Annotated in this window: 25 protein-coding genes and 1 pseudogene; 13 read left to right on the top strand and 13 right to left on the bottom strand. The window is 59.1% G+C overall.

Annotated elements, in window-relative coordinates:
• The first annotated feature begins 68 nt into the window (after window positions 1-68).
• Both AB2N08_RS01660 and AB2N08_RS01655 read left to right on the top strand, forming a co-directional pair.
• Window positions 69-497, top strand: coding sequence for a PAS domain S-box protein (locus AB2N08_RS01660; RefSeq protein WP_367608860.1), 429 nt, complete (start codon window positions 69-71; stop codon window positions 495-497).
• A 169-nt stretch (window positions 498-666) separates the two neighbouring features.
• On the top strand, window positions 667-1,533 hold the full coding sequence (locus AB2N08_RS01655) for a protein phosphatase 2C domain-containing protein (RefSeq protein ID WP_367608859.1): 867 nt from the start codon (window positions 667-669) through the stop codon (window positions 1,531-1,533).
• 394 nt (window positions 1,534-1,927) lie between these two features.
• Here the strand turns inward: AB2N08_RS01655 and AB2N08_RS01650 are convergent, their stop codons facing one another.
• The gene (locus AB2N08_RS01650) at window positions 1,928-2,422 is read right to left on the bottom strand and encodes a hypothetical protein (protein ID WP_367608858.1); all 495 of its coding nucleotides are present in this window, start codon (window positions 2,420-2,422) and stop codon (window positions 1,928-1,930) included.
• Between the two features lie 105 nt (window positions 2,423-2,527).
• Here AB2N08_RS01650 and AB2N08_RS01645 point away from each other — a divergent pair, with 105 nt between their 5' ends.
• Window positions 2,528-3,100, top strand: coding sequence for a hypothetical protein (locus tag AB2N08_RS01645; protein WP_051516974.1), 573 nt, complete (start codon window positions 2,528-2,530; stop codon window positions 3,098-3,100).
• 8 nt (window positions 3,101-3,108) lie between these two features.
• On the opposite strand, the gene AB2N08_RS01640 is transcribed toward AB2N08_RS01645, so the two are convergent.
• Entirely contained in the window at window positions 3,109-6,069 is a 2,961-nt protein-coding gene (locus AB2N08_RS01640) for a Tn3 family transposase (RefSeq protein ID WP_091874569.1), read from the bottom strand.
• A gap of 107 nt (window positions 6,070-6,176) precedes the next feature.
• Entirely contained in the window at window positions 6,177-7,145 is a 969-nt protein-coding gene (locus AB2N08_RS01635; protein WP_091874568.1) for a DNA-binding protein, read from the bottom strand.
• Between the two features lie 186 nt (window positions 7,146-7,331).
• Here AB2N08_RS01635 and AB2N08_RS01630 point away from each other — a divergent pair, with 186 nt between their 5' ends.
• Window positions 7,332-8,348: a tyrosine-type recombinase/integrase gene (locus AB2N08_RS01630; RefSeq protein WP_083684450.1), complete on the top strand. Its 1,017-nt coding sequence runs from the start codon at window positions 7,332-7,334 to the stop codon at window positions 8,346-8,348.
• 146 nt (window positions 8,349-8,494) lie between these two features.
• Here AB2N08_RS01630 and sorB read toward each other — a convergent pair whose 3' ends face one another.
• The 8 genes from sorB to AB2N08_RS01590 all read right to left on the bottom strand — a co-directional run bounded on the left by sorB (window position 8,495) and on the right by AB2N08_RS01590 (window position 15,124).
• A complete protein-coding gene (sorB, locus tag AB2N08_RS01625) occupies window positions 8,495-9,133 on the bottom strand; it encodes a SorB family sulfite dehydrogenase c-type cytochrome subunit (RefSeq protein ID WP_228892616.1) in 639 nt (212 codons plus the stop codon).
• 11 nt (window positions 9,134-9,144) lie between these two features.
• Window positions 9,145-10,344, bottom strand: a complete 1,200-nt coding sequence (gene sorA / locus AB2N08_RS01620) for a SorA family sulfite dehydrogenase catalytic subunit (protein WP_370660048.1) — start codon at window positions 10,342-10,344, stop codon at window positions 9,145-9,147.
• Between the two features lie 119 nt (window positions 10,345-10,463).
• The gene (locus AB2N08_RS01615; protein ID WP_091874567.1) at window positions 10,464-11,858 is read right to left on the bottom strand and encodes a YVTN family beta-propeller repeat protein; all 1,395 of its coding nucleotides are present in this window, start codon (window positions 11,856-11,858) and stop codon (window positions 10,464-10,466) included.
• 3 nt (window positions 11,859-11,861) lie between these two features.
• Window positions 11,862-12,305 (bottom strand): DUF305 domain-containing protein, encoded by a 444-nt coding sequence (locus AB2N08_RS01610; RefSeq protein WP_051306793.1) that lies wholly within the window; start codon window positions 12,303-12,305, stop codon window positions 11,862-11,864.
• Between the two features lie 5 nt (window positions 12,306-12,310).
• Window positions 12,311-13,108, bottom strand: a complete 798-nt coding sequence (locus AB2N08_RS01605) for an anti-sigma factor family protein (protein WP_075791080.1) — start codon at window positions 13,106-13,108, stop codon at window positions 12,311-12,313.
• Window positions 13,105-13,611: an RNA polymerase sigma factor gene (locus AB2N08_RS01600; RefSeq protein WP_075791081.1), complete on the bottom strand. Its 507-nt coding sequence runs from the start codon at window positions 13,609-13,611 to the stop codon at window positions 13,105-13,107. The genes AB2N08_RS01605 and AB2N08_RS01600 overlap by 4 nt, the downstream gene beginning before the upstream one ends.
• 28 nt (window positions 13,612-13,639) lie before the next feature.
• The gene (locus tag AB2N08_RS01595; RefSeq protein ID WP_091874566.1) at window positions 13,640-14,068 is read right to left on the bottom strand and encodes a nuclear transport factor 2 family protein; all 429 of its coding nucleotides are present in this window, start codon (window positions 14,066-14,068) and stop codon (window positions 13,640-13,642) included.
• 81 nt (window positions 14,069-14,149) lie between these two features.
• A complete protein-coding gene (locus tag AB2N08_RS01590; protein WP_228892619.1) occupies window positions 14,150-15,124 on the bottom strand; it encodes a LysR family transcriptional regulator in 975 nt (324 codons plus the stop codon).
• Between the two features lie 55 nt (window positions 15,125-15,179).
• Here AB2N08_RS01590 and AB2N08_RS01585 point away from each other — a divergent pair, with 55 nt between their 5' ends.
• The 3 genes from AB2N08_RS01585 to AB2N08_RS01575 all read left to right on the top strand — a co-directional run bounded on the left by AB2N08_RS01585 (window position 15,180) and on the right by AB2N08_RS01575 (window position 17,443).
• Entirely contained in the window at window positions 15,180-16,196 is a 1,017-nt protein-coding gene (locus AB2N08_RS01585) for a YeiH family protein (protein WP_075791083.1), read from the top strand.
• Between the two features lie 217 nt (window positions 16,197-16,413).
• The gene (locus AB2N08_RS01580; protein ID WP_027868003.1) at window positions 16,414-17,241 is read left to right on the top strand and encodes an IS5 family transposase; all 828 of its coding nucleotides are present in this window, start codon (window positions 16,414-16,416) and stop codon (window positions 17,239-17,241) included.
• Between the two features lie 25 nt (window positions 17,242-17,266).
• Window positions 17,267-17,443, top strand: a complete 177-nt coding sequence (locus AB2N08_RS01575; protein ID WP_136223706.1) for a Tn3 family transposase — start codon at window positions 17,267-17,269, stop codon at window positions 17,441-17,443.
• Window positions 17,444-17,510: 67 nt separating this feature from the next.
• Here the strand turns inward: AB2N08_RS01575 and AB2N08_RS01570 are convergent, their stop codons facing one another.
• On the bottom strand, window positions 17,511-18,185 hold the full coding sequence (locus AB2N08_RS01570; RefSeq protein ID WP_367608857.1) for a DNA-binding protein: 675 nt from the start codon (window positions 18,183-18,185) through the stop codon (window positions 17,511-17,513).
• Window positions 18,186-18,429: 244 nt separating this feature from the next.
• On the opposite strand from AB2N08_RS01570, the gene AB2N08_RS01565 reads away from it, so the two are divergent.
• From AB2N08_RS01565 to AB2N08_RS01555, 3 genes are read left to right on the top strand one after another with little or no spacing between them, the layout of a single operon-like run.
• Window positions 18,430-19,515, top strand: coding sequence for an AAA family ATPase (locus tag AB2N08_RS01565; protein WP_147934233.1), 1,086 nt, complete (start codon window positions 18,430-18,432; stop codon window positions 19,513-19,515).
• 6 nt (window positions 19,516-19,521) lie between these two features.
• Window positions 19,522-21,747, top strand: coding sequence for a S8 family peptidase (locus tag AB2N08_RS01560; RefSeq protein WP_367608856.1), 2,226 nt, complete (start codon window positions 19,522-19,524; stop codon window positions 21,745-21,747).
• Between the two features lie 24 nt (window positions 21,748-21,771).
• The gene (locus AB2N08_RS01555) at window positions 21,772-22,968 is read left to right on the top strand and encodes a tyrosine-type recombinase/integrase (RefSeq protein ID WP_147934235.1); all 1,197 of its coding nucleotides are present in this window, start codon (window positions 21,772-21,774) and stop codon (window positions 22,966-22,968) included.
• A 43-nt stretch (window positions 22,969-23,011) separates the two neighbouring features.
• On the opposite strand, the gene AB2N08_RS01550 is transcribed toward AB2N08_RS01555, so the two are convergent.
• Window positions 23,012-24,244 carry an MFS transporter gene (locus AB2N08_RS01550; RefSeq protein WP_367608855.1) on the bottom strand — a complete coding sequence of 411 codons (1,233 nt, stop codon included), beginning with the start codon at window positions 24,242-24,244 and terminating at the stop codon, window positions 23,012-23,014.
• Between the two features lie 292 nt (window positions 24,245-24,536).
• Here AB2N08_RS01550 and AB2N08_RS01545 point away from each other — a divergent pair.
• From AB2N08_RS01545 to AB2N08_RS01535, 3 genes and pseudogenes are all read left to right on the top strand, one after another.
• Window positions 24,537-24,710, top strand: a pseudogene (locus tag AB2N08_RS01545) (helix-turn-helix domain-containing protein); the annotation flags it as partial.
• 201 nt (window positions 24,711-24,911) lie between these two features.
• Window positions 24,912-25,412: an arsenate reductase ArsC gene (locus tag AB2N08_RS01540; protein WP_229493505.1), complete on the top strand. Its 501-nt coding sequence runs from the start codon at window positions 24,912-24,914 to the stop codon at window positions 25,410-25,412.
• Window positions 25,413-25,443: 31 nt separating this feature from the next.
• Window positions 25,444-25,923 (top strand): arsenate reductase ArsC, encoded by a 480-nt coding sequence (locus AB2N08_RS01535; protein WP_147934238.1) that lies wholly within the window; start codon window positions 25,444-25,446, stop codon window positions 25,921-25,923.
• Window positions 25,924-25,976: the final 53 nt, after the last annotated feature.

Raw genomic sequence — 25,976 nt, 5'->3', positions numbered from 1 at the left:
CGGTAGCACGAAGCAAGGTGCGCGTCGGCCGTCCGCGACGCGCATTGCCTTGTCAAGGAGGGCAGGTCATGCAGGGCGGACTCGATTTTCAACAGTTGGTGGGCGCACTGGGTGACGGTGTCATCGTGTGCGATGCGGCCGGCGCCATCGTCTACTGGAATGGGGCGGCGACGCGGATCTTCGGCTTCGGCGAAGAGGAGGCCATCGGCCAATCGCTCGATCTGATCGTGCCGCAACGGCAGCGCGAGCGGCACTGGGCTGGTTACCACAAAACCATGGCGACCGGGCAGACCCGCTATGGCAACGACGTGCTGCGCGTGCCGGCGCTGCACAAAGAGGGCAAGGCGCTGTCGATCGCATTTACCGTCGCGATGTTGCACACGCCGGCCGGCGAGGTATCGGCAATCGTTGCGGTTGTGCGTGATGAAACAGAGCGGTGGGGCGAGGAGCGCAAGCTGCGTGCGCGTGTAACGCAGCTTGAAACGGTACAGGCTTAGTCGCTGACCGAAACGATTTCAGCTTCGGAGCGTGATGCCAGAGCGCGAAAAGTCTCAATCGACATTAGGGAATATATTGTCGAGTTAATCTGAGGCCAATTGATGTGTGCTTGTCCTCCGCCTTCGCCGGGGGTAGAGTTCAGACAATGATCGAACTCTACACTGTCTAATGAAGATAGAACATATCTGCGCCGGCGCCAGGCCCGGCTCACCACGCAATGACGACCACGTCGCTGTTTTTAATGCCAACGGACTGACCGATATTGTCGTAATCGACGGTGGCACGTCGGTCGCCGAGCGCGACTACATCGATGATATCCAGGGCGATGTTGCCTGGTTTGTCCATGCCTTTACGACAGCACTCGAAAATTCGCTGATGTTCGGGCGCGATCAGCACGACAGCGTGGCCGTCGCAGTCGCCAGTGTCCATGCGCGGTTCAAGCAGATGACGGCCGGTCGCAGCATACCGCTGCACGCTTGGCCAATTGCAGCGATGACCTGGTTGAGGATCGCACAAACCAATGATGCCGCGCAGGCCACGCTGTACAGTCTTGGCGACTGCAAGACCTTGCTACGCACGGCGGCCGGTGGCTGCGTCGATCTGGATCCGTTCGTGAATCCGCAAGAAGCCGTCCTGCAGGACGTCATCGCCACGTTGACGACCGAAGGCATCGAACATCCTCTGCAGCGGCGCGAGCGCATGCTGCCAATGCTGCGTGCGCGCCGCGAATTTCAGAACACGGCCCCGGCGCCTGGTGTTCTTTGTCTCGCACCGAACGGACCGTTCCAGGCGCGCATTCGCAACATCGATCTGGCGCCGGGTGCGAGCGTGCTGGTGATGACGGATGGGTTCTACCGATTGGTGGACACCTACGGTTTGTACACGGACGAGGGGCTGATGGCCGCGTGCATCGAAAGCGGGCTCTCAGCGCAACTCGACGAGTTGCGAAACCATGAATCGACTAGCGTGAATACGGGAGCACGTTCGGTGAAGTCTGCGGATGATGCGTCTGCCGTGCTGTGGACCTTGGGGTAACTGGTCGAGACAGGGTGGTTTGACGCGTCCCCAGTTCGATCGCGCTGTTCTGATCAATAGCGTATTTAACATAATATAGATTATGCGCTTATTGCGTGCGGAGCTCTCAGAAGCACATTTGCTATTTTTTTTGGAAGTAAAAGCGCTCGTACCTAAAACTCCGTACTCGGGGTACCTAAACCTACCGACTCTGCGTAAAAGCCCTATTTTCGCCGTCGAGTCTACATGTTTAGGTAAATCTTCATGGCCTACTCATCACGTCAATAGCTTTAGGTACAACGGAAGTATTTTTGGATACGGAATCGCGTCGGACGTTCAGTTATGACAGACGAAACAACTGGGTGCAGCTCGCGGATCGGCGTGTGGGAATCGGGCCGCTAGCGTCAGGCCTGGCCTATTTGTCTGGCTTGCTTCGTGCGGGTCGCCGCTGACGAGACGCTGCGCGTGCCGAACCCAACTCTTCTCTGGCCGATGCCGATTTCGGCGCCTTTTGCTCAAGCCGTCCACGAAGCTCGGTCACTCTGGCGCGCTCGGCGGCAAGCTGGCTGCCTAGCTCCGCACTCTGGTTCGCGCTTTCCGCAGCTTGGCGGGAGGCTCGGTCGCGTTCGTCGGCCAGTAGTTCAGTCTTTGCTATATAGCCGCCGAGCTCCTGACTTTGTCTCGCAAGCTGGAACTGCGCCGCTTGCACCTGGCTCTGCATTCCTTCGATTCGGGCGGCGGATGCCTTCCGCTCTGCATCGAGCTGCTTCTGTAATTTAGACGTCGTCGTGCGCTCACGGTCCAGGTCAAGCAGTGTACGTTTTTCCAAGTCGGTGTAGCGTCTTTCGGCTTGGAGGGGCGAATAGGGAAAACGGAAAAAATCGGGCGCTAAGGCGATTTGGCCGAGCATATCGCCCGCAAACCATTCCGCGCAGTCGACTTGCAAACGCCCTGACCCTATACTGTATAGTCGACATTTATGACCGGGGGCGGTCTTTGCTTGGAAAAATAAAAGATGTCGAACGCGCAGCTGATGGCAGTAGTCGAGGTAGACAAAGGAGATCGGATAATTTGTCAGCGCGACGGCTGTCGCCACAGCGTGTACAAACGCATCCACATCGTGCGGGAGAATGGGCGGTTCACCGTCCTCGGCTCCGAGTGCTTCAAGCTCCTATACGGCTCCTATGACACCGGGGCGGTGCCCGTTTATGGATCAAGCGCTGGCCAGCTTCTTACCGACGCCGAGCGTCAGCTACTAGCCGAAAACACTGAACGCTTCATTGCCATGCTGGAGGTACAGCGGCTTCAACTGGAGCATGCCCGAGCACTGGATTTACGCGCTAGACAAGAAGAACAGCGAGAGCGCGAGGAAGCTGCACGAATTATCAGAGGCGCCTCGGATGCGCTGCGTGACGAAGAACGCAATGCTCAGTCGCCTGCCCTGGAAAACTGCCGCCGGCAATACCCAGGGCTCAATCTGGCCACACCAGGCTGGCAGGGCTTGGTTTATTTAGAGAAGCTAAGAATCTTGCGTGAGGGGCGGGGGAATCGATTCACGCAGCCGCGAACTGAATCTTCCCTTTTCTAGAATATTTCCTACTCTTGGGGCTTGCGCAGCTCCCTGAACCCGCCTTCGGCTATACGCTGCTGGCGCCACACATAGTCCCCGGTCAGGTTGATGTGCTCCCAGCCCAGCGGTGACAAAAATTGCAGCATACCGTCGTCTGGCAACTTGCCTTTCTCACGTAAGGCCTGCGTCGCCCGCTCCAGGTAGACCGTGTTCCACAGTACGATTGCGGCCGTCACCAAATTCAGGCCGCTGGCGCGGTACCGCTGCTGCTCAAACGACCTGTCGCGGATCTCGCCCAGCCGGTGGATGAATACCGCCCTGGCCAGCGCATTGCGCGCTTCGCCTTTGTTCAAACCGGCGTGTACGCGTCGGCGCAGCTCGACGTTCTGGAGCCAGTCCAGGATAAACAGCGTGCGCTCGATCCGCCCCAGCTCGCGCAGCGCGATCGCCAGGCCGTTCTGGCGCGGGTAGCTGCCTAACTTGCGCAGCATGAGCGACGCTGTGACGGTGCCGTGCTTGATCGAGGCGGCCAAGCGCAGCACGTCGTCCCAGTGTGCGCGCAGGTGCTTGACGTTCAGGCTGCCGCCGATCATCGAGCGCAAGGCGGGGTGATCGCCCACTTTGGCCGGCACGTACAGCTTGGTGTCTCCCAGATCGCGGATGCGCGGCGCGAAGCGGAAACCCAGCAGGTGCATTAGCGCGAACACGTGGTCGGTGAAGCCGGCGGTGTCGGTATAGTGCTCCTCAATGCGAAGGTCCGATTCGTGGTACAGCAGGCCGTCGAGCACATAGGTCGAGTCGCGCACGCCGACGTTGACCAATCTGGTGCTGAACGGCGCGTACTGATCGGAAATATGGGTGTAGAACAGCTTGCCGGGCTCGGCGCCGTACTTGGGGTTGATGTGGCCCGTGCTCTCGGCCCGGCCGCCCGCGCGGAAGCGCTGGCCGTCCGACGACGACGTTGTGCCGTCGCCCCAGTGCGCAGCGAAGGCGTGCTTGAACTGGGCGTTGACCAGTTCAGCCAGGCCGGCCGAATAGGTTTCGTCCCGGATGTGCCAGGCCTGCAACCAGGACAGTTTCGCGTAAGTGGCGCCGGGACTCGATTCCGCCATCTTGGTCAGGCCGAGGTTGATGGCGTCGGCCAGGATCGCGGACATGAGGAACGTCCGGTCCTTGGCCTGCTCCCCGCTCTTAAGATGGACAAAGTGGCGCGTGAAACCGGTCCAGTCGTCCACGTCCATCAGCAGTTCGGTGATCTTGATCCGGGGAAGCATGCCGCTGGCGAAGTCAATCAGCGCCTGGGCCTCGTCCGGCACCACGGCGTCCTGTGGGATGATCCTCAGTCCTGTCTCAGTAATGATCGCATTGGGCAGTTCGTTCGTCAGCGCGAGCCGGTTGGCGGTGGCCAGTTGCTGTTCGAGCAAGAGCAAGCGGTCGTGCAGGTACTGGTCGCAGTCCTGGTTGACCGCGATCGGCAGCTCGCGCGCTGATTTCATCGCCCCGAACTTTTCCGTGGGTAGCAGGTATTCCTCGAAGTCCCGGAACTGGCGCGAACCCTGCACCCAGATGTCGCCCGACCGCAACGAATTCTTCAGCTCCGACAAGACGCAAATCTCGTAGAAGCGGCGGTCAAGACCGTCGTCGGTGATGACCAGGGGCTTCCACCGCGCCTTCACGAACGCGATCGGCGCATCGTCCGGCACCTTGCGCGCCCCGGTCATGTTCATCTCGCGCAGGACGTCGATCGCGTCCAGCACCGCTTGCGCCGCCGGCGCAGCTTTAAGCCGAAGCACATCGAGGAACTCAGGCGTATAGCGCCGCAGGGTGCTGTACTGCTCTCCCACCAGGTGCAGGTGGTCGAACGTCTCGGGCTGGGCCAGTTCTGCCGCCTCGGTCACGCTTTGCGTGAAGTCTGTCCACGGCAGCACGGCCTCGATCGCGGCATACGGGTCCATGCCGGATTCCTTGGCCTCGACCAGCGCGCGCCCGATTCGGCTGTACAGGCGCACCTTGTCGTTGATGGCCTTGCCCTGCTTCTGGAAGTCCTGCTGATGCTTGTTCTTGGCCGCGCTGAACAGCTTGATCATGATGCGGTCGTGCAGGTCGACCAGTTCGTCCGTCACGGTGGCCATGCCTTCGATGGCCAGCGCCGCCAGTGTCGCATAGCGCCGCTCATCCTCGAACTTCGCCAGGTCGCGCGGCGTCATCTGCGCACCCTCGCGCGCCATCTTCAGCAGGCGATTCTGGTGGATCTGGCGGCCAAGCCCCTCCGGCAGTGCCAGAGACTGAAACACCTTGAGCCTTTCGATGTGTTCGCGCATGTAGCGGGAATTGGGCTTGAGCGGAGACTGGCGCAGCCACACAAGCCAGGTGATGCTCATGTCAGGCGCCACGTTGAGCAGGTTGTCAAGCGAGCGCTTGTGGTGCCGCTCCAGCGGATCGATCAGCGCGCGGTAAATGCGCCGGTTGGCCCGCGTCACGGCCTCGGCGCAGGCCCGCTCGATGACAGTGAGCGCCGGCAGGATGATGCGCTTCTGGCGCAGCGTTTCAAGGGAATGCGCGGCGAGGACCATCGCCTTGTCGGTCTGCATAGCGAGGTCGGCCAGGCTGTCCACCAGCTTGCGGAAGTCCGGCAGGCCGAAGACTGACAGTCCCAGGTAGGCGCGCAGCTCGTGCAGGTGTTCGTTGCGCGTCTTCTCCCGCTCGCCGTATTCCGGCCAGGCGCCGGCGTCGCTGCGCACCTGCTTGGCGATCCAGTGCAACACCGAATCCGGCAGCGCGGTGTCGCTGGCAAGCGCGTAGCCGGGATAGCGCAACAGGCACATCTGGACCGCAAACCCAAGGCGATTCGCTGCCCCGCGCCGCTGCCGGATCAACGCCAGGTCGGCATCCGTGAAGCTGTATTGCTGAATCAAATCATCCTGACTTTGTGGCAATACCAATAAGCTGTCGCGTTCGGTATCGGACAGCAGTGAGCGGCGTGGCATTCGGTCCGATCCTTCGCTGAAAGGTTTGTGTGGTGCGCCGGTAGAAGGATCGCCCTGACAATGGTTCGCATCATTCGAACCCATTAAATTTAAAAAGGTAAAGCGCTTTACGTTTTTGTCTTCCGTGTTTTCGGACTGGCTGCGGCGGGTTTCTTTTTCAAATCCGCGTTCTCGCCCTCCAGCTCGCTAACGCGAGCCTCCAGCCGCTCATTCGCCTGGTGGGCATGCTCCAGGCGTTCCACCACCATTTCCAGTTCAAACTGCCTGCTGCTAGCTAACTCGCGCGTCGCCGTCAGTCCTTCCGTGGCCTCGTACAGCTTGCGGGCTTGCTCCCTGGCCGCGTCTCGCTGCTCGTGCAATGTGTGTTCCAGCTGGGCCTTCTCGCTCCGCAGCACGGCCAGCGCCTCGCGGCCGTCCTGGAAGTTGGCGCGCAGCGTGGCCGCCTCCTGTTCGGCGCGGGCAATCCGCGTTTCGTAGGCGTGCTTGTCATCCTGCCGCTGGGCCGCGCTCGCCTCCTGGAAGTGCTCGAACTGGCGCCGCGCCTGCGCCAGCTGGTCCGCCAGCTCCCGGACCTCGGCCGTGCGGTCGGCCAGGCGCTGGGCCTGCCCCGTCTTTTCTGATTCCAGGGCGGCGATCGCCACCGCATCTTGATGCCGGGCAGCCTGCTCGCGCGCGAACGCCGCCATTACGCTGTGCAGTTCGGCTTTCAGGGCTTCGCGCTCTATGCCAAGCTGGCGCACCTCTTCGCGCAGCGCCTCCGCCGCTTGTGCGACTTTATGTGCCGCCAGCTGGTGCTCAATGCGCAGCTGCTCGACCTGAACCTGCGCGCCTACCTGCACCCGGTCGTAGACGCCCTTGATCGCCTCCAGCAGATCGGCCGGCACGCCCGCGCCCGCCGCCGCGACCTCGCCTTCGTGCTGCGCCTTCCATTGTTTAAGCATTGGCGCGATCGTGCTCTTGCTGCCGGTGCCGCCCAAGGCCTCGCGCACGGTGTCGACGGTGGCGTTCTTGCCGGCGGCGGTCAGCTGGGCGGCCGCCTTGGCGACGTGGGAGTACAGGATACCGGCTCTGGCCATGATCGCTCCTTGGATAAGATAACGTGCGGTGTAATACGTAATGGTACGTTATATTACGATATAAAATCGATCCGAAATGAGTGAATAATTAGGCTCGATAATGTAGATTATCGACACCGATGCCGATCCGCAGCGTGCTATCCTGCCGTAACCCCCGTTACAAGCCCGACCGCGAGCAACACAGCCATGGCCACCCCCGAACCCGCCGACAACGGCGCCGAAAATAACGATGCACACCCAGCGTCGGCGCTGCACTCTGCCGTTACAGCTGTGGACGCCGTGCTCGCAGCCCAGCACCGCGCCGTCCTGGCCGCCGCCACGGCCGACAACACGCGCCGGGCGTACCGGTCCGCCGTAAACCACTACCTGGCGTGGGGCGGCGTGTTGCCGGCCGACGAAGCGGCGATCATCCGATACCTGCTCACCTACGCGCCGACCCTCAATCCCCGCACCTTGGCGTTGCGCCTGACGGCACTGTCGCAGTGGCACGTCCACCTGGGCTTCCCCAATCCGGCTTCGACACCGACCGTGCGCAAGACACTGACGGGGATCGCACGCACGCACGGCCGCCCGAAGAAGAGGGCCAAGGCCCTTCCAATCGAGGACCTGGAACGTATCGTGGTGCAGCTGGTCAGCGCCGGCACGTTGAAGGCGACGCGCGACAACGCACTTTTGCAGATCGGTTTTTTCGGCGGATTGCGGCGCAGCGAGCTGGTCGCCATCGAGGTCGGACATATTGGCTGGACACCCGAGGGCATCGAGATCATGCTGCCGCGCTCGAAGACTGACCAACTGGGCGAAGGGATCATCAAGGCGATCCCGTACAGCGACGGCCCTTGCTGCCCGGCGGCGGCGTTGCGCGCCTGGCTCGACGCCGCCGACATCATGGCCGGACCGGTGTTTCGGTCTATCAGCAAGTGGGGGACGGTGGCCAGCGCCGCTCTGGGCGTGGGCAGCGTGAATACGATCCTGGAGGATTGCGCGACACTGGTCAAACTCGACTACGTGCTAGACCTGTCTAGTCACAGTCTGCGGCGTGGCATGGCCACCAGCGCGCACCGCGCCGGAGCCGACTTCCGCGACATCAAGAAGCAAGGAGGCTGGCGCCACGACGGCACGGTCCATGGCTACATTGAGGAGGCCAGCCGGTTCGAGGATAACGCGGCCGGCAGTCTGCTGCGTAAGCGGGTCAAACCGGCCTGATTTGTCTCAGCGCCCGCTTGCCCGTTGTTGAAAAGCAGCACCGGCCGGCCCCCGGCTGTGCCGGGGCGAGCGACGGCATGGCGCGAAGCACGTCCCCGGCGGGCATGCTCAGTAAAGGCGTCTACAGGAAGGGGATGGCATCAAATTCATTGCGCCAGGACATAATGCGCCAAGGCCATCGCTTCGCCCTCGCTCAGTTGGGAGAAAGCTGGCATCGGTACAGGCCCCCATTTGCCAGCGCCGCCCGCTCGAATATTCCTCGCCACCAGTGATACCGCGTCTGCCTTGCCCTTGTACTTTGCCACCACTTCCTTGAATGCCGGCCCGACGACCTTTTTGTCGATCGAATGACATCCCATGCAAGCATTTGCGGCAAGCAACGCTTTCGTATCGATTGCTGCGGTGGCGCCGGCCTTCGGTGCAACTGCAGCTGGCTTTATCGCCGCGTTCGCAATCGGCACTGCGTTACTGCGTTCGGCACCGTAGGTCTTGACCAGGTAATCGACCATGTCCGGGATATCCGCGTCTGAGAATTGCGCACCGAACGGTTTCTTCATCTTTCTCACGGTGGCATCCCAGTAGCCGCGCGGCGATGTCGTGGGCTGCGACTGGATGTAATGGACCGAGTGACATGTCATGCAGTTGCGCTGGGCCAGCGCATATCCCGGCAACTCGCTGGGTTTGAAGACAGCAGTTTCAGGCGGAAGCTGAATGTCGAGGGCGAAAGCTGGGGCCGCAGCCATCAGACTGATGGTGAACAGAGAGCAAATCAGTGGATGTTTCAATGTGGTTCCCCTTATACCGCGACGACGCGCGTCGATTCGACCACATTGCGCATGTAGCCGGCAGGGTTCCACAGGGCGCTCGCGGGTTGGCCTTGACCGATCCGGTTGCCCGCCCGAACCAGCAGTTCGTGGTTTCCTTTTTGTTTCGGCGTGAACGCCGCGCTCCACTCTCGAAAAGAATAGCGCCCCAGGTCCTTGCCCAGTTGTGCGGCTTGCCAGTTCTTGCCACCGTCGGATGAAAACGCCACCTCATTCACGCCGTAGCCGCCGTCGAACGCAATCCCGCGCACCACCGTCTGGCGCCCGACCTTGACGTGCATGCCGTCGGTCAGGCTGGTCACGAACGAGCGCACGTTGAGGCGATTGATCGGGACGGTCTTGGTCGGCGCCTTTCCCGGCTCGGTACAGGCGCACTGATTGTCGGGGATGCGATAGGCCGTGCTCATCCAAAATCCGTCGAATACCTTGTCGGTCACGGTAATGTCGGACAGATGCTTGACCCAATAGGTGCCGTAGTAGCCGGGCACCACCAGGCGCAGTGGGTAGCCATTCAACATCGGCAGATCGGCACCGTTCATTTGCCAGGCCAACATGACTTCGCCGTCGAGCGCATGGTCGATATTGAGCGCCTTCATGAAATCGGGCCCGTCGCCAACGGGCGGCGTGTCAAGGCCGTTGAACGAGACCTGTACCGACCCGGCCTTGACGCCGGCCTTTTCCAGCACCTTGCGTAGCGGCACGCCAGTCCAGCGTGCGTTGCCCATGGCACCATTCGATAGCTGGCCGCCGTTGGCGCGCGGCGACAGGTGGCCGCGGCTGTTACCGGAACACTGGTTCACGGCAACCAGTTCGGTGGCGTCAGCCATTTGCTTGAGGTCGGCGAGCGAGAGCTCCAGCGGCGTATTAACATTGCCGCCGACTTTGAGACGGTATGTTTGCGCATCGATCGCGGTGGGAATGCCGCTCCAGTGATATCGGACGAAAAACGCATCGTTCGGCGTAATCACCGATTCGTTGAACACACTGAACGGAGTTTCCAGCTGCGGCGGACGGGCGGTCAGCAGGATCAGCGGCCGCTTTTGAGGATACACGACCAGTTCGCGCTCGCCGTTTTCAAACGGCAGCGTGACGTGGCCTGCCTCCGCCGCGAGCGCGCTCAATACCGGACTGCCGAACACGCCGGCGGCACCGAGCGTGCCGGCCTGCCTCATAAAGGAACGGCGCCGCAACGCCTCCGCCGTCAATATCAACGAGTTCTTCGCCATACTGGTCTCCGTTATTATTGTGAAATCGGTTAGCTCGATACTGCCACAGTATTGTCGTGATTTGCTTACTGCACGCTACTCAATACGGCTTTTTGTGGATCGACGGCCACGTCCCCTTCCATCACCAGGATGCGACTCGCCGTCGCGGCCTTGTCGTTGAGGCTGTTGCTCACGGCGCGCATCGGTCCGATCGCAGTGCCGTTCGCCATCCCCATCGGATTCGTCTTGAAACTGGCCACCGGCGCGGCCTGGCCGGTGACGTACACGCTGTACGCGGTCTGCGGCTTGAGTTTGAACAGCGACACTTCCAGCGCGTCCACCACGCCCAGGTTACGGGCCACAACGAATCCCTTGGCCTCGCCGGCAGCGGGTTTAAGCGCAATGTTGATTGGCTCGCTGTTGGCGCGCGGGACCAGGTTGGTCATGCCGTCGCCGTGCGGCACGGCGTTCGAAACGTACACCAGTGCCTGCGGCGCCTGGCCGACCGGTGCGCGCGCAATCACCTTGTTGGTGGCGCTGTCGATGACATCGACCGCGTCGCCGTTTTCAAGTCCCACATACAGACGTGTGCCGTCGTCGGAGGTCCAGATGCCGTGGGGCAACGCGCCGGTAGGGATCGTCGCAACCAGCGTCGGCGTGGCGTCGGTGGTGTACACCTTGACGACATTCTCACCGCCGATCGTTACGTAAGCACGGGTGCCAGCCGCAGTCTTCGCGAACGCCAAGTGGTTGGTAATGAAGCCGGTATCGATGACGCCCTTTACTTCCAGGCTGGCAGTATCGATGCGCGTCACTTTGCCGGCATCCTTGTGCGTCATCCACATTTCCTTGAAATCAGGGGTGAACTGAAGGAACGGCGAGAACGGGCTGACGACCTTAATGTGCTTGATGACCTTGTGCGACTTCATGTCGATCACGTCGACCACGGGATTGAAGCTGGAGACGACGAACGCCAGCTTGCCGTTCGGCAGGAACTGCACCATGCCGGGGCCGGCGGTCGTCTCGATCCGCTTTTTCTCCTTGAAGGTGACCGGGTCGATCACCGAGATGTAGTCTTCGCCGCGCACCACCGCCCAGACTTCGCGGCCGTCGGCAGTGAAAAACCCTTCATGGGGCGAGCGACCGATATAGGTGATTCCTTTGACCTTGTTGGTCGCCGTGTCGATGAATGCCACCGAGTTAGAGCCGTTTGAAATGGCAATCAGGGTCTTGTGGTCGGGCGAAAAGCCCAGGCCGTGCACATTGATCTCGCCCTTGTATAGCGGCGACAACACGTCCGGACGCTGGTTGCCCAGTTTGATCTGGCCGAGCAGCAAATTGGTCGCCGGGTTGATCACTGAAACGGTATTGGTATTCTGGTCAGCGGTGTAGACGCGGTCTTGCGCGCCAGGAGCGGCAAACGCGGAGGCGGTGAGCAGGCTGCTGACGGTCAACGAGAAAACGCAGTGACGGAGTTGCATGATTTATTCTTTCTTGGTGATCGAAGTGGGAGCAACTTTTGCCTGAGCCGATTGGTAGCGCTGCAACCAGGCCTGCATAATGTTGATTTCGTTTTGCTGTTCCGTGATGATGCCTTGGGCGACGTTGCGCAATTCAGGATCCTTGGTGGTGAGCAGGAGCGCTTTCGCCATGTCGATGGCGCCCTGGTGGTGCGGAATCATCATCGTCACGAAATCATGTTCCGCAACGCCATTCATTGGCGCGCGCTTCATGCCGTCATCCATGACGGCCATGGCATCGTCCGTCAGCGCGGCAAACGGCTTGGCCGTGCTGGCGATAAATACGGGGGGCTTTGCCGCTGGCGACTGGCCATGATGGTGGGCCATGGCCTGTCCGAGAGCACTAGCGCCAATCAGGGCGGCAACGGCGAACGTGGCCAAGCGTCGAAGGTACAAGGGACGGTTCATTAAGGTCATGACGGTTTCTCCAGTTGGTCGTACACGGCGGTGGCAACGCGCGCCAGTTCGGCCTTGTTAATTCCAGCCGACAGCGCATAGCCGAATTTGCCGTCGATCCAATAAAACACATTCACCGGTCCCTCCTGGGCGAAGCGAAAACCTGTGTCCTTGTTGTGCGCCTGGTCGGTCGACACGTACAAGGTGAGGCGCTGCCCGGTCGCGTCGTGGTACATGAACTGCGCCACCGCGCCTTGGGCGCCAGGGAGCAGGCGACCACCGATCAGCTCGTAGCCGAGTTTGCCCAGCCGGGGTGGCCGAATTGCCGTGCCGAGGCGTTTGGACAGCCATGCCACTAGCTGCTCTTCCTGGTCAGCCCCGATTTCCACCGGCCGCTTGACATCCGGGCTATAGACAACGTGGGCGATTGCGGCCTGATGGGCCAAGCCGGCAACGTACAGCGCCGGCCTGGCCTGCATGGAATCACCTTGGGCGTACTGAATCTCGCCTGCCTGCTGGCCATGCAGCAGCCACCCTGTCGTGCCGCTGAACAGGGCGATGGCAAGACCGGCTACCAGCCGCTGCCATTGCCACTGGCGCGGTCGCGCTGCGCTTAAGCGCTCCGGCACCGCTTCGTCGAGCACGGGATTGAAAAGCGCGCGCAGTTCATCGTTTTGCGCTGTATAGGCGCGCAGCCGCTCCGCCTCTTCCGGGCGCTGCGCCAGATAGGCGTCGACCTCGAGTCGGCGCGCGGCAGGCAGCTTGCCGTCGACGAAGGCGTGCAAGTCGGCTTCCGTGATGGGTAGGGTATTCATTTGACCACCTTCAAGGGTGCGATGTACGCTCTCCCTTCCATATTCGCGCGCATTTTTTCACGCGCGCGCGACAGGCGCGACATGACCGTACCGATGGGAATCTTGAGCGTTTGCGCGACGTCGTCGTAACTCATTTCTTCCAAGGCCACCAGCAGCAGGATTTCACGCTGTTCCTCTGGCAGCGCACGCAAGGCCGTTTCCATGTCGCGCAGTTCGAGTCCGCTTGAAGGACTGCCAGGTGCTAGTGCCATCGATGTCTCCTCGTTGAGCGCTTCCGTCGGCACTGAAGGCCGCCGCGCCTGGTCGATACGCAGGTTGTGCATGATGCTGAACAACCATGCGCGCATATCGCTACCACCCTCCCATGACGCCAGTCTCCCCCATCCGCGCTCGACCGTGTCCTGCACCAGGTCGTCGGCGCCGGCCCGATCGCCGACCAATGCCCGCGCATAGCGGCGCAGACGGGGAATGCAGGCCAGCAGCTGGTCGCGCGAATTGGGCATGGATGTCACTGGAGTATCGGTCGATTAATCAATAAGCTGCTGCGGTCAGTTTCGGATCGATCTGCCAGGTTTCGTTGACCAGCTTGCCATCGCGGTAGGTCAGCACATAGCGCACATTGACCTGTGCCTTGCCTTCGAACTGCACCTTGGCGACGATCGTCGCACCCTTTGGGTTCGCCGATTCCTCCAGAGCAAGCACAGTCACGCGCGCCGGCCCGACAGCCTTGCCGAACTTTTCCCAGGTGGCGCGAATGGCATCGGAACCGGCGTACATGCCGTCAAGCGGCCCGCCGACCCATGTCAGCTGGGCGTTGTCGGCATAGCCACGCATGATGACGGACGTGTCACCGGCGCCAATGGCGCTAAAGTGAATCTGCGCGGCATCGCTCATCGGGCTGGCGACAGCGCTGCCGATCGAAGCGATAGCGAGGATGACGGCGAAGGTCGCTTGTTTCATGAAATTCTCCCTGGTTGGGTCAGTCGGACGGAAAAAACCGGTGTTATCGAGGTGAACGGATCTGCGGATGATTTATTCCATCTATTTCAAATTAATTTTCGCAGGCGTTTCGTCGCGCGCTATTTGGGAGAGGCGGATCATCGCTTCCAGCGCCAGAGATGCCTTTGTCTTGTACCGTTCGGGATGGCGCAACATGTAGAACGCGCGCTCCGGCAAGTCGATGTTTGCTTTCGCCAGCAAACCTGCCCGCAGATGCGAGGCTACTACCAGTTCCGACATGGCGGTGGCGAACTTGCCGGCCATCACAGCGGAGCGGACCGCTTCGTTGGACGGCAATGTGAGTGCGATATCGAGTGCATCGAAGTCGACATGCATCGCCTGAAGTGCGCACTCGAGCGCCGAGCGCGTGCCGGACCCCTTTTCGCGCAAGATCCACTGTGCCTCAAGAAGATCCGCGTGCAGCAGCCTCCTCCCTGAAGCCCATGGATGGTGCGCTGCGACTACAGCGACGATCTGGTCGGATGCGATGGCATCGACCGATAGTGTCGGCTCGTCGATGGCGCCCTCGACAAAGCCAAGGTCGGCGCCCCCCTGAAGCACTGCTTGGGCGACATTATGGGTGTTATCGATGGTCACGCTCAGTGCGATCGCCGGATGCGCTTGGCGAAATTGCACGAGGTACTCGGGTAGCCAATAGCTGGCGATAGTCTGACTCGCATGAATGGTCAGCGTGCCACGTTTCATTCCACCCAGCTCGGCCAATGTCAGTTCGGCGGCGCGCGCGCTGGCGATCGTGCGGCGTGCTTCTATCAGGAAAATACGGCCCGCTTCGCTGATCTCGATGCCGCGGCCGACGCGATTGAATAGGGCAGTACCATAACGTTCTTCCAGCACCTTGATCGAAGCACTTACCGCTGAAGGGGTGAGCGCCAACACTGCGGCGGCCTGGGTCAAATGCTGTCGCTCGGCGACTTCAACAAAAATCCGCAATTGTTCTAGTGTCATCTGATTGTTCAATTCTATTGAACGATATATTCGATATTGTAAGATGGACATAACAATCTGTCGACTTGATAATCGTTCTATTGAATTCGAGAATCAGGAGCGGCAAATGGTCAAGCAACCACTAAAACTCGTTCGCAACGCGCTGCCAGGCTTGGCACTTTGCGCTGTGGTTACTGCGATAGCTTACGCAATGGAAAACATCGAAAGCGCTTTATTTGGCCACGCATGGCTCGAAAGCCTGGTGCTGGCCATTCTTCTAGGCACCGCCGTGCGGACGGTGCATCGGCTCGATACTCGCTTCGAAGACGGCATCCAAGTCGGTGCGAAATTATTGCTGGAAATCGCGGTCGTGCTGCTGGGCGCTTCGGTCAGCGCCGGTGCGCTGCTCGAAAACGGCATCGGTCTGATGAGCGGCATCGCGGCAGTGGTCGCCATCGCGATTGCGCTCAGCTTTGCCCTTGGCCGTGCTTTTGGTCTGCCGCGCAAGATGGCCATCTTGATTGCCTGCGGCAATTCGATTTGCGGTAACTCTGCCATTGCCGCGGTGGCCCCGGTTATCGATGCGGATGGAAAGGACGTCGCTGCGGCGATCGCCTTCACTGCCGTGCTTGGCGTTGTCGTGGTGCTGGTGCTGCCGCTAATGGTGTCACTGTTGTCGTTTTCACCAACGCAGTTCGGTGTCTTTGCCGGGCTGACCGTCTACGCGGTGCCCCAGGTGCTGGCCGCGACCTCATCGATATCGCTTAGCAGCGTCCACATCGGCACCCTGGTGAAACTGGTGCGGGTGCTGATGCTGGGCCCAGTCGTGCTGGTACTGTCGCTGATTGGTCGGCGCGAAGGTGGTCGTCGTCCTGCGCTGTCGCATATGGTCCCGTGGTTCATCGTCGGCTTTTTGCTACTGCTGACCTTGCGCTCGTTCGGCGCCATTCCAGAGGCGGCAATTGCGCCGATGCACGTGACGGCGAATTTCCTCACCATTATGTCGATGGCCGCACTCGGACTCGGCGTCGATGCGCGCTCAGTCATGCGGGCCGGTTGCCGGGTCGCCGCAGTTGTCGTGTTGTCGCTGCTGGCGTTGGCAGTCATCAGTTTTTTCCTGATAAAAATGCTCGGAATCGTTTGAAGCACTGCCCGATTAGCGGCTACCGTTAGAAATCGAGGATCTGTATTTTTTTAATACGAGAAACTTGGTGGTATTGCAGAAAGTTACAGTCTGATACGCTTGGCAAGCAGTCGCGCAATGCGCTTGCCAGAGCGGTCTTGATTCATCGCTTAGAGACGGTTTGAAAACTCGGAAGCAACTATGATGTCCAAATGGTCCTCTTCGATAGGAGTACGCCATGTGGACAGCAGAGCAACGAACACGGCATAAGGTCCGGGTTCCCAAGGAGCGCAAGGGTTATCCTACTGATGTGAGTGATCAGGAATGGAAACTCATCGAGCCATTACTGCCGGGCGCTGCTCGTACTGGTCGCCCCCGCAGGACGGAACTTCGCCAGGTGATCAATGCACTTCGTTATCTGGTCCGTTCGGGCTGCGAATGGCGCATGTTGCCAAACGATTTTCCTCCCTATCAAACGGTGTATTACTGGTTCCGTCGGCTAGTGCGACGCTTCCTCTTCCGAACGATCCACGATCTGGCATTGATGCTGGACCGAATGTGCGAACAGCGCGAAGTCGTCCCCTCGGCCGGCATCGTCGACAGCCAGTCCGTCAAGGCACCAGGCGCACGTGAGCGTGGCTACGACGCACACAAGAAGATCAGCGGCCGCAAACGACATATCGCGGTCGATACCGACGGGCGACTGCTGGCAGTGAATCTGACGCCTGCCGACATCGCCGATTCAACAGGTGCGCAATCGGTCCTCGATGCTTTAGTCAAGCGTTGGCCATGGGTCAAGCATCTGTTCGGCGATGCGGCTTACGACCGACGCACCTTGCTCGACAAGGCAGCCTATCTCGACTTTACCGTCGAAGTCGTACGTGGCTTACAGGGCCAGGACGGCTTTCAGGTACAACCGCGACGCTGGGTCGTCGAGCGCACGTTTGCATGGCTGATGCGCTATCGCCGTCTTGTCCGGGACTACGAGCAGCGCCTTGATGTGTCGGAAGCGATGATTTTCATCGCGCTCGGCTCTTCATTACTGCACCGGATGCGTTTCCGGTGAGTTATTAAACCGTCTCTTAGGTGATATGTGCGACCGCGGCTTAAACCTGGTGACGGGCGCCATCGTTCTTTGGCATGCGGTGTTTCTGGAGCGGGCGACACAGGTTGCGCGCGGTCCTGGCAGCTCCCCGACGCCAGTATGCTGCAGTTTCGTGTCCTCGTTGGCCTGGGAGCACATCTACGGGACCGGATATTACATTTGAAGGAAGAGCAAGAAGGTTGATGAGAAAAATATCGGCCGCTGCGGACTTCAAGAATCGGTAACAGGGCTTAGCGCCCGATTTTTTCCGTTTTCCCTATTCTCCCCTGGACAACGCGCCCCGTTATTTTGTCGATCTCGGTCACGTGTGCTGCGGACATTGAATCGATGAGGCCTTGCAGCCGTTCGATTTCTGCCAGCGATTCGACAAGCCGCTTCCCCGTCTCCCGCTCGACTGCTGCCCTCGCGCCTAGTTCTTCTCGCTGTTGCGCAACTGTCGCCTCAGCCGATGCAATCTGGGCGCGAGCGTTCTCGAACTGTGATAACAGTTGGGCGAATTGGTTTTCCAGTGTCGCCTTCTCGGCCAGTGCCGCTTCGCGCTCGACGACCACGCTCTGCTGCAAGGCTGCGATTGATTCGTCAGCCGCCTGGCGGGCCAACGACCAGATTTCCCCGACCAGTTGGCCGGCTGAATGCTTGACCTGGTCCGGCAAGTCCGCGTGCTGCAGGTCCACCCTGGCCCGTTCCCTTAGGTCGCTCCAGAACCGCCTCAGTGCTTCGTTAGGCACAGACATGCTTCCCTTGCGAACGAATTGGTAGAGCGCATTCGTGGTCGGCGTTAGGCCGTATCTAAAAAACATGATGCTGCAGGCTTCCCGATACAGATCCGAGGTTCGCGGAAAGCGTTCACGAAGAGCGTCGATGTCGGCCTGCACGGCAACCGCTATCTGAGAATTGTCGGGCATGAAGGCCTCCATAGGTATCGAGTAATACTACGTAAACCATATCAATTCTGTCGCCCTCTTCCGTAATTCTGACATTATTACCATTATGTCGAGTGTTTTCGTCATGGGCGCGGCACTCGTTAGCCCGCCAGCTCTTTTGCGTCTTGGTCGACGATAAAAGCATGGCTTTGGTGGAAAGGATAGGATAAAATCAACGCATAGATATTTACCACATGATGTAACTAGTTGATAAATAAGGATTGTTGTGGAAAGTTTCCCGAGAAAAGAGTTGGTAAAGGTTGTTCAGTCGGGAATGACCGGTTCGCGTAGCGCGTTCGCACTCGCCGTTGGTAGGTTTGCTTCGAAACTCAAACAGACCGACTTGGCGCTAGCCCAAGAGCTCGCCCAGTTCCTCTCAGTCGACAATGTCATGCGCGGCACCGGCGACTTCGTCCCAACGCCAGTAGATGCTGACTCCCGAATGGAGCTTGTAGAAACCATTTTCCCAGTGGTTTTGCCAAAACGGCCTGTCTTTAGCAATACGGTTGACAGCGTGCTGTCAGGCGTAATGAAAGAATGGCGCAGCCTTGATCTGCTAATGCAGGAAGGCCTGGCGCCGGCAAGGATGTTGCTATTTTGTGGCAAGCCTGGCGTTGGCAAGACGCTCGCTGCACACTGGCTGGCACAAGAACTCAAGCTGCCTTTGCTGACGTTGAATCTGGCGACGGTCATGAGCAGCTATCTCGGGAAAACTGGCAACAATGTACGCGCTGTCTTCGATCATGCCATCTCTCGACCATGCGTCTTGCTACTCGATGAGTTCGATGCGATCGCAAAGCGGCGCGACGACGACAGCGATGTTGGCGAACTCAAGCGCTTGGTCAACGTGCTGTTGCAGGCCCTCGACGACTGGCCGGCGAACTCGCTGTTAATTGCGGCAACGAATCACGGTGAACTCCTCGACCCTGCAGTGTGGCGCCGGTTCGATCACGTCGTCCAGTTCGAGCCCCCTTCACCCGAGTTGATCGTGGAGTATTTGCAGGATCTGCCGATGGGCGAGAACATCCGCCGGAATCTGGCTGCGCTGCTGCACGGGGAATCGTTCAGCTCGATTGGCCACCTCATCCATTCGTCTCGTAAAAGCGCCCTCCTCGAGCAATCGGCGCTCGTACCGATTCTGGTCAAGAATGCCTTGCAGCTCAGGATGAGGAAAGGCGACATGGTTAAACCGCATGAAGGCGAGATGCTTCTGCTGCATCTGGAAGGCCTATCGCGACGGGAAATCGCATCTCGGCTGGGGAAAACCCATCCTACAGTGAGCAGTGTCATCAAACGTTACCTCGGGGAGTAATCAAGAATGGCGGCAACGAACATCATTTTGGGATACGGCGAGACGCTCACGCAGCCTTTCACGCTCAAGCGCGGATCGGGACTTAAAAAGTACCCGTATAACATCGCGCAGCAGCGAGAATGCCTTGGCAAGCAACTTGACCTCTTGCTAAACAACTATCATGCACAGCCGCCGGCTCTCAAGCCTCGCGGCGAGTCCGTTGCCAGGTTCACGTTACATCCCGCCTTCCTCGCTAAAACACATCACCCCAATAACCTGCTCAAGGCAAGCGGCTTGCGTTGCGTAGGAAGCCGGTCAGCCCGCGTAGTGCCGCGTGACGTCGCGAGCAGCCGCCAGCGTGCGGGTGAAGAGACCTTCACCGCAGCGCTGTATGTCGCAGGTACCGAAGTGGCATTCAGCAAATTGAAGAAAATGCTTTTTTCGGAAGAAATGTCTGAAACGCAGCAGAAGGCATTTTGTCGATTCGAACTCATGGAAGAGTTCAGTGCCGCGGACAAAAACTTTGCCAGGAATTCGGATCGAGCACTGGCCTCGCTTGAGGTTGTCCTGCACGCCGCTGTCGAGGATGCCGACATCATCAAAGCGTTCGCATCCTACGTCGCCTCGCTAGGGGGAGCAGCTGAAGTATCACGTGCACTGTGCGTATCTGCCCTGACATTCATTCCAGTGCGCCTGGCGGCCGCGCAAGCGCAGGATCTGGCAGCGTTCCAATTTGTGCGGGCGGTGCGGGTGATGCCGTCATTACGTATCGGCGGCAGGGACATGCGTAGCTCGAGCGTCGTCGCGCCCGCTTTAACTGAGCAACCTGCGATTGACACCAAGCTGAAGGTCGCAGTGTTCGACGGCGGCATCGGTCACACCGACCTGGGCCGGTGGGTACAAGAGACAATCTTGCCAGGTGCAGAGACGACCTCGGCAGCCTATCTCAATCACGGCAACGGTGTGACAAGCGCTCTGCTGTTCGGACCACTTGACGAAGAGAGTGAGCAGTTCCCGCGTCCTTATGCAAACGTGCATCATTACCGCTGCATCAGTCCATCGTTGCAGCTCTCGGATAATGTGCCCGACGTCGATCTCTACGACGTACTCAAGAATATCGACCATGTTCTGAAGACCGAGAAATATGACTTCCTGAACTTCAGCATCGGGCCATATATGCCGATGGACGATGATGAAGTTCACCCGTGGACAGCACTGATAGACAGTCACCTTGCCTCGGGCAACACATTAGCAGCTATCGCGGTTGGTAATGATGGCGAGAAGGAATGGCCCGAGTGCCGGGTACAGCCCCCGTCCGATATGGTCAACGCGCTGGCCGTGGGCGCGAGCGACGTGACATCGTCGTCTTGGGCGCGTGCGCCCTATAGTTCACACGGCCCCGGCCGCAGCCCGGGCATGATCAAACCTGATGGCGTCGCCTTTGGTGGCTCGGAAGAAGAGCCCTTCACTGTCTACAATGCTCTCAGCGGGCAATACGCTCACACGACAGGCACGAGTTTCAGTTCTCCAGCGACCCTGCGAACGGCGATCGGCGTGAAAGTGTCGCTGAACTCACCACTGAGCGTTCTGGCTGTTCGTGCGTTGATGTCGCACCACGCCAGCCGACCTAAACAGATGTTGATGAGCCATGTCGGGCATGGCCGGTTTCCCCAGAGTGTCGATGAGGTCCTGACGTGCGAGGACAACGAAGTCAGGGTTATTTACCAAGGTACCCTGCAGGCTGGTCAAAACCTGCGGGCGCTCATCCCGTTCCCTTCCCTTCCGCTAAATGGGAAGGTAACTCTTCGCGCCACGCTATGCTTCGCAAGTCACACCGATCCAGAACATGCGGTGAATTACACCCGCGCCGGACTGACGGTGTTGCTGCGTCCGAAGAAGACATCGAAGAAGACGATGCCGTTTTTCTCGTCGTCGAAGATGTACACGACCGAACTAGAGGCGCGCACCGACGAGCAAAAATGGGAGACGACGCTCAAGCATGAACATCGCTTTAACGTCGACACGCTAGACGATCCGCTTTTTGACATCACGTACGGCGCTCGGGAGGACGGACAAAGCGTCGACAACGCCTCGCTGCCGCCACTACCGTACGCAATGGTTGTAACAGTCGCCGCTGAAGACACGCCTGGCGTCTACAATAATATTCGACAGCGCTACCAGACGCTGCAACCTGTCGAGATTCGTCAAGAGGTGCGTCTTCAGAGCGGCACCGGCAAACCTCGATCTAGCTAATTCCTGTGTCAGAGTAAATTTTTGATGTCCGAACAGATCGCCACCGTCCTCGAAGCATTTCCCGTTTCTCCCATGGAGGTGATGTCGGTGTCACGCGATCTGGATGGATCACTTGGCACCAACCGCGAGTGGAATGTGCCGAGGCAAATTGGCGCAAACACCGACGTTGCTGCGGTGCTGGCCTGGCTCGCGAATTTCACCCACAAGCAAACAACGTTCGATGCCTACCGAAAGGAGGCTGAGCGGCTACTGTTCTGGTGTGTGCTTGAGCGTGGTAAGCCCTTGTCTTCTCTGGCACACGAGGATTGGTTGGCCTACCAGACATTCCTGGGCAATCCTATCCCACGGGATATGTGGGTGAGTGCGCAGAATCGGCGACATTCCCGCAATGATCCGCGCTGGCGCCCGTTTGCAGGGCCGCTGTCGGTGTCAAGTCAAAGACAGGCAGGCATCATCCTCGCATCGATGTTCTCCTGGCTCGTCAGTGCGGGGTACCTGGCAGGCAACCCGCTTTCACTTTCCCGCCAACGTGGCCGTGCGCGGGCGCCGCGCATTGAACGCTATCTTGACGATGAATTGTGGCTGGAGGTCAAAGCCACGATCGACGCCATGCCGCGTGAGACGCCAAGGGAGCGTGAACGGTATCTTCGGTTGAGATGGCTGCTCACCTTGTTCTATGTTTGCGGCCTACGTATCTCGGAGATTGCCGAGAACAACATGGGCAACTTCTTCTGCAGGCGTGACCGCGACGGCGCCGAACGGTGGTGGCTTGAAATACTCGGCAAAGGTAGCAAGGTACGATTAGTCCCGGCGACCCATGAGTTAATGATTGAGCTCGGGCGATACCGGCGTGAACTGAACTACCCTGCTCTGCCTGTATCTGGCGAGTCAACGCCGCTGCTGCTGCCCATCGGTGGCAAGCCCAAAGCGATGAGCCGCGGCGGGATCCACGACATCGTCAAGTCAGTCTTCGCGATGACGTCCGAGCGCATCAAGCTCAAGGGACCAGAGTTTGCGCATGTTGCTCATCGAATCAGCCAGGCATCTGCGCATTGGCTGCGGCATACGGCGGGTTCACATATGGCCAATAATTCCGTAGACTTGCGGCACGTCAGGGACAATCTCGGTCATGCTTCGATCAGCACTACCAGTGGGTATCTACACGCGCCCGATGACAACCGACACAACGATACGCAAGACAAGCACCGGGCAAACTGGTAAGGACCAAGGATAGTCAGCCAGGCTGCCTCTGATTCCCACAAGCTTATAGGCCGGACTCATGTTCTTTCGATGCTACCGGCGAAGTTGCCCCGGGCGTCGGTAAGGAAGCGATACCTAGCTTGAGTTCGACCGGTTCCCTGATCGCCAGTAAATAGACCACAAGGGACAGTACCGCCACGCCCAGCAGGATCGACAATATGATCGAAGGGTCTGACTGCCTGCCCATGATCAGAGCTGCTACGACGGGGCCGGCCGCTTTGGCCAGCAACGCCGGCGCCGCCATGGCACCTGCGATGGAACCATAATTCTCACTGCCGAAGAGCGCTTGAGGCAACGTGCCACGCACGATCGTAATTATCCCATTACTCAGTCCGTAAATGACACAGAAAGCCGCAACGGCCCACGCTTGCTCACCAAAAAGCACGATAACTGTTAGTGCGGCAGGGAGTGTCGCAAAGCAAAAGATACCCACCGCTTGAGGAATGCAATTACGCCCGACCGTCCGCTCCAGTACCCGGCCGGCGACTTGCATGGGCCCAATCAACATGGCCATCATAACGGCCAGTTCGGCGCTATGCCCGAGCTCCTGCAACAGGGGCAACAGATGCACCGACAGGGCCGAAAACACGAGCACATTGGCAGCGAAAGCAATCGCGAGCTTCCAGAACGCCGGATGGCGTATTGCTTCAAAAAGCGTATGTCCACGGTGTGCGTTCTGGCGCGAAATCTGCCTTACCTGCTCCTTACCGAGTAGCATGTGAAGTGGCAGGCAAATCACCAGGTGAAAGGCCCCGTAAAGCAGATAGGTATCGCGCCACCCGAGCGACGTATCAAGCACCTGAGTGAGCGGCCAGAACACCGTGCTCGCGAAGCCAGCAAACAGTGTGAGCATCGATATCGCTTTGCGACCTTGCAGGGCAAAACGACGATTAATTGTGGCAAAAGCCGCCTCATACAGCGTCAAGCTCATCGCCAAGCCAATGATCGTCCATGCAACGATATAAGTGGCAGGCGTCTTACTCATGCCAAGTGCGAACAAACCGATGGCGGAAACAACCGAGCCAATGCTCATGATTGAGCGGCCACCGTATCGGTCGAGCAACATGCCCACAGGTGTCGCGGCAACGCCAGCTGCGAGCAAGCTCCAGGAATAAGCCCCGAACACAAGCGCACTGCTCCACCCGGTCTCTCGCTCGATCTCGGGCGCGATGACGCTGAATCCGTAGAACATCGAGCCCCACGAGATAATTTGCGTGCATGCAAGGATGCCGATCATACGCCATTGCGCTGTCACGATTTCTCCATAGCTTTGCCTACACCGCAAGCTGCTGTCAGGTGTCAGAGCGTGTCTGTCACGACCAGCTTCATGTGCCCATTTTCTTACAACATCGCCAGTTTCAGGATGATCACGTGATCGACCAGTGCTCCGCTCTGCCGAGAGCCAGGCCGTTCCCAGCCTTCCGCCGCACATGCTGCATTTGCACAAGAATAGTTCAATATACGTTGAATCTTCCCCAAAAAACATGCAATAATTAAAAAGTTGTTGAACATTTGAAGGTTGCCTAGGCATGCAGAAAAAATCCGCACTCGGCGCGCTGGCTGCGCTCGCCCAAGAGAGCAGGCTCGACGTCTTTCGCCTGCTGGTTCAGGTCGGCCCAGAAGGTCTTGCCGCACGCAAGATCGCCGATCACCTCGGCATTACGCCTCCGGCGCTCTCGTTTCACTTGAAGGAACTCACGCACGCCTGTCTCGTCAGTCCTCGTCAGGCGGGTCGTTCAATTATCTACACGGCAAACCTGGACACGATGGGTGGCTTGGTTGAGTACCTCAGCGAAGATTGCTGCAAGGGCATTCCCTGCGGACCAGTAGGCGCCGCTCTTTGGACAAATAGCGCGGCTACCTCAGCTTCGCTCATGCAAGCAGTTAATCGACCTGGAGAAATCATGGAAGACAAGATCTACAACGTGCTGTTTCTGTGCACGGGCAATTCATCTCGCAGCATCATGGCAGAGGCACTGCTCAATACCATGGGCAAGGGGCGTTTTCGCGGGTACTCGGCTGGCAGTCACCCGACCGGCGCCGTCAACCCAATCGCTCTCGAGCAAATACGCGGTACCGGTTACGCCGTGACTCAAATGCGTAGCAAAAGCTGGGATGAGTTCAGCCAGGCCGACGCGCCGCATATGGATTTTGTCTTTACGGTGTGCGACAACGCGGCAGGAGAAGTTTGCCCAATCTGGCCTGGTCATCCCATCTCGGCACATTGGGGTTTCGAAGATCCCGCCGCTGTCACAGGTACTGATGAGCAAAAGCGAGCCGCATTTAACAAGGTGTACAGGCAGATCCTGACCAGGATGAATCTGTTCACGAGTCTGCCGCTCAATATGCTCGAGAAAAATGCAATCCAGGCGCAGGTCAGCGGCATTGGCTCTACACCAGTTTGACCCTTTTTTTTGACCCAACGACCATTCTCACATGAACATCCTATTTCTTTGCACTGGCAACTCATGCCGCTCGATCTTGAGCGAAGGCGTTTTCAACCATCTCGCACCGGCTGGCCTAAAGGCCATCAGCGCAGGCAGTCAGCCTGCCGGGCAGCTTCATCCGCGCGCAGTGGCGTTACTCCATAACAAGGGCATCTCGACAGAAGGCTATTACAGCAAGTCTTGGGATGATCTGCCGGTCACTCCTGATGTTGTCGTGACCGTGTGCAGCAATGCTGCTGGCGAAACCTGCCCGGCTTACTTGGGACAGGTGATCCGAACGCACTGGGGACTGGACGATCCCGGCCACGTGGTCGGAACAGAGGAAGAGATCGAGTCAGCGTTCGAGCACACCTACGACATCATTAATGCACGCATCAAGGCATTCTTGTCGCTTCCGCTGGAAGAGCTGAAAGATGACCGGGTTCGGTTCAAAGAAGAACTGGACCGCATTGGCACCATCGGCACCTGACCGATTAGTAACCGCAGGCCGGCTGTGGCAGTTTGCCCTGGCCTGCCGCGCAA

This window comes from Massilia aurea, assembly GCF_040790145.1.
Classification (GTDB): Bacteria; Pseudomonadota; Gammaproteobacteria; order Burkholderiales; family Burkholderiaceae_D; genus Telluria; species Telluria aurea_C.
Note: the sequence above shows the minus strand (reverse complement) of the source record. Positions and strands in the feature narration are given on the sequence as shown.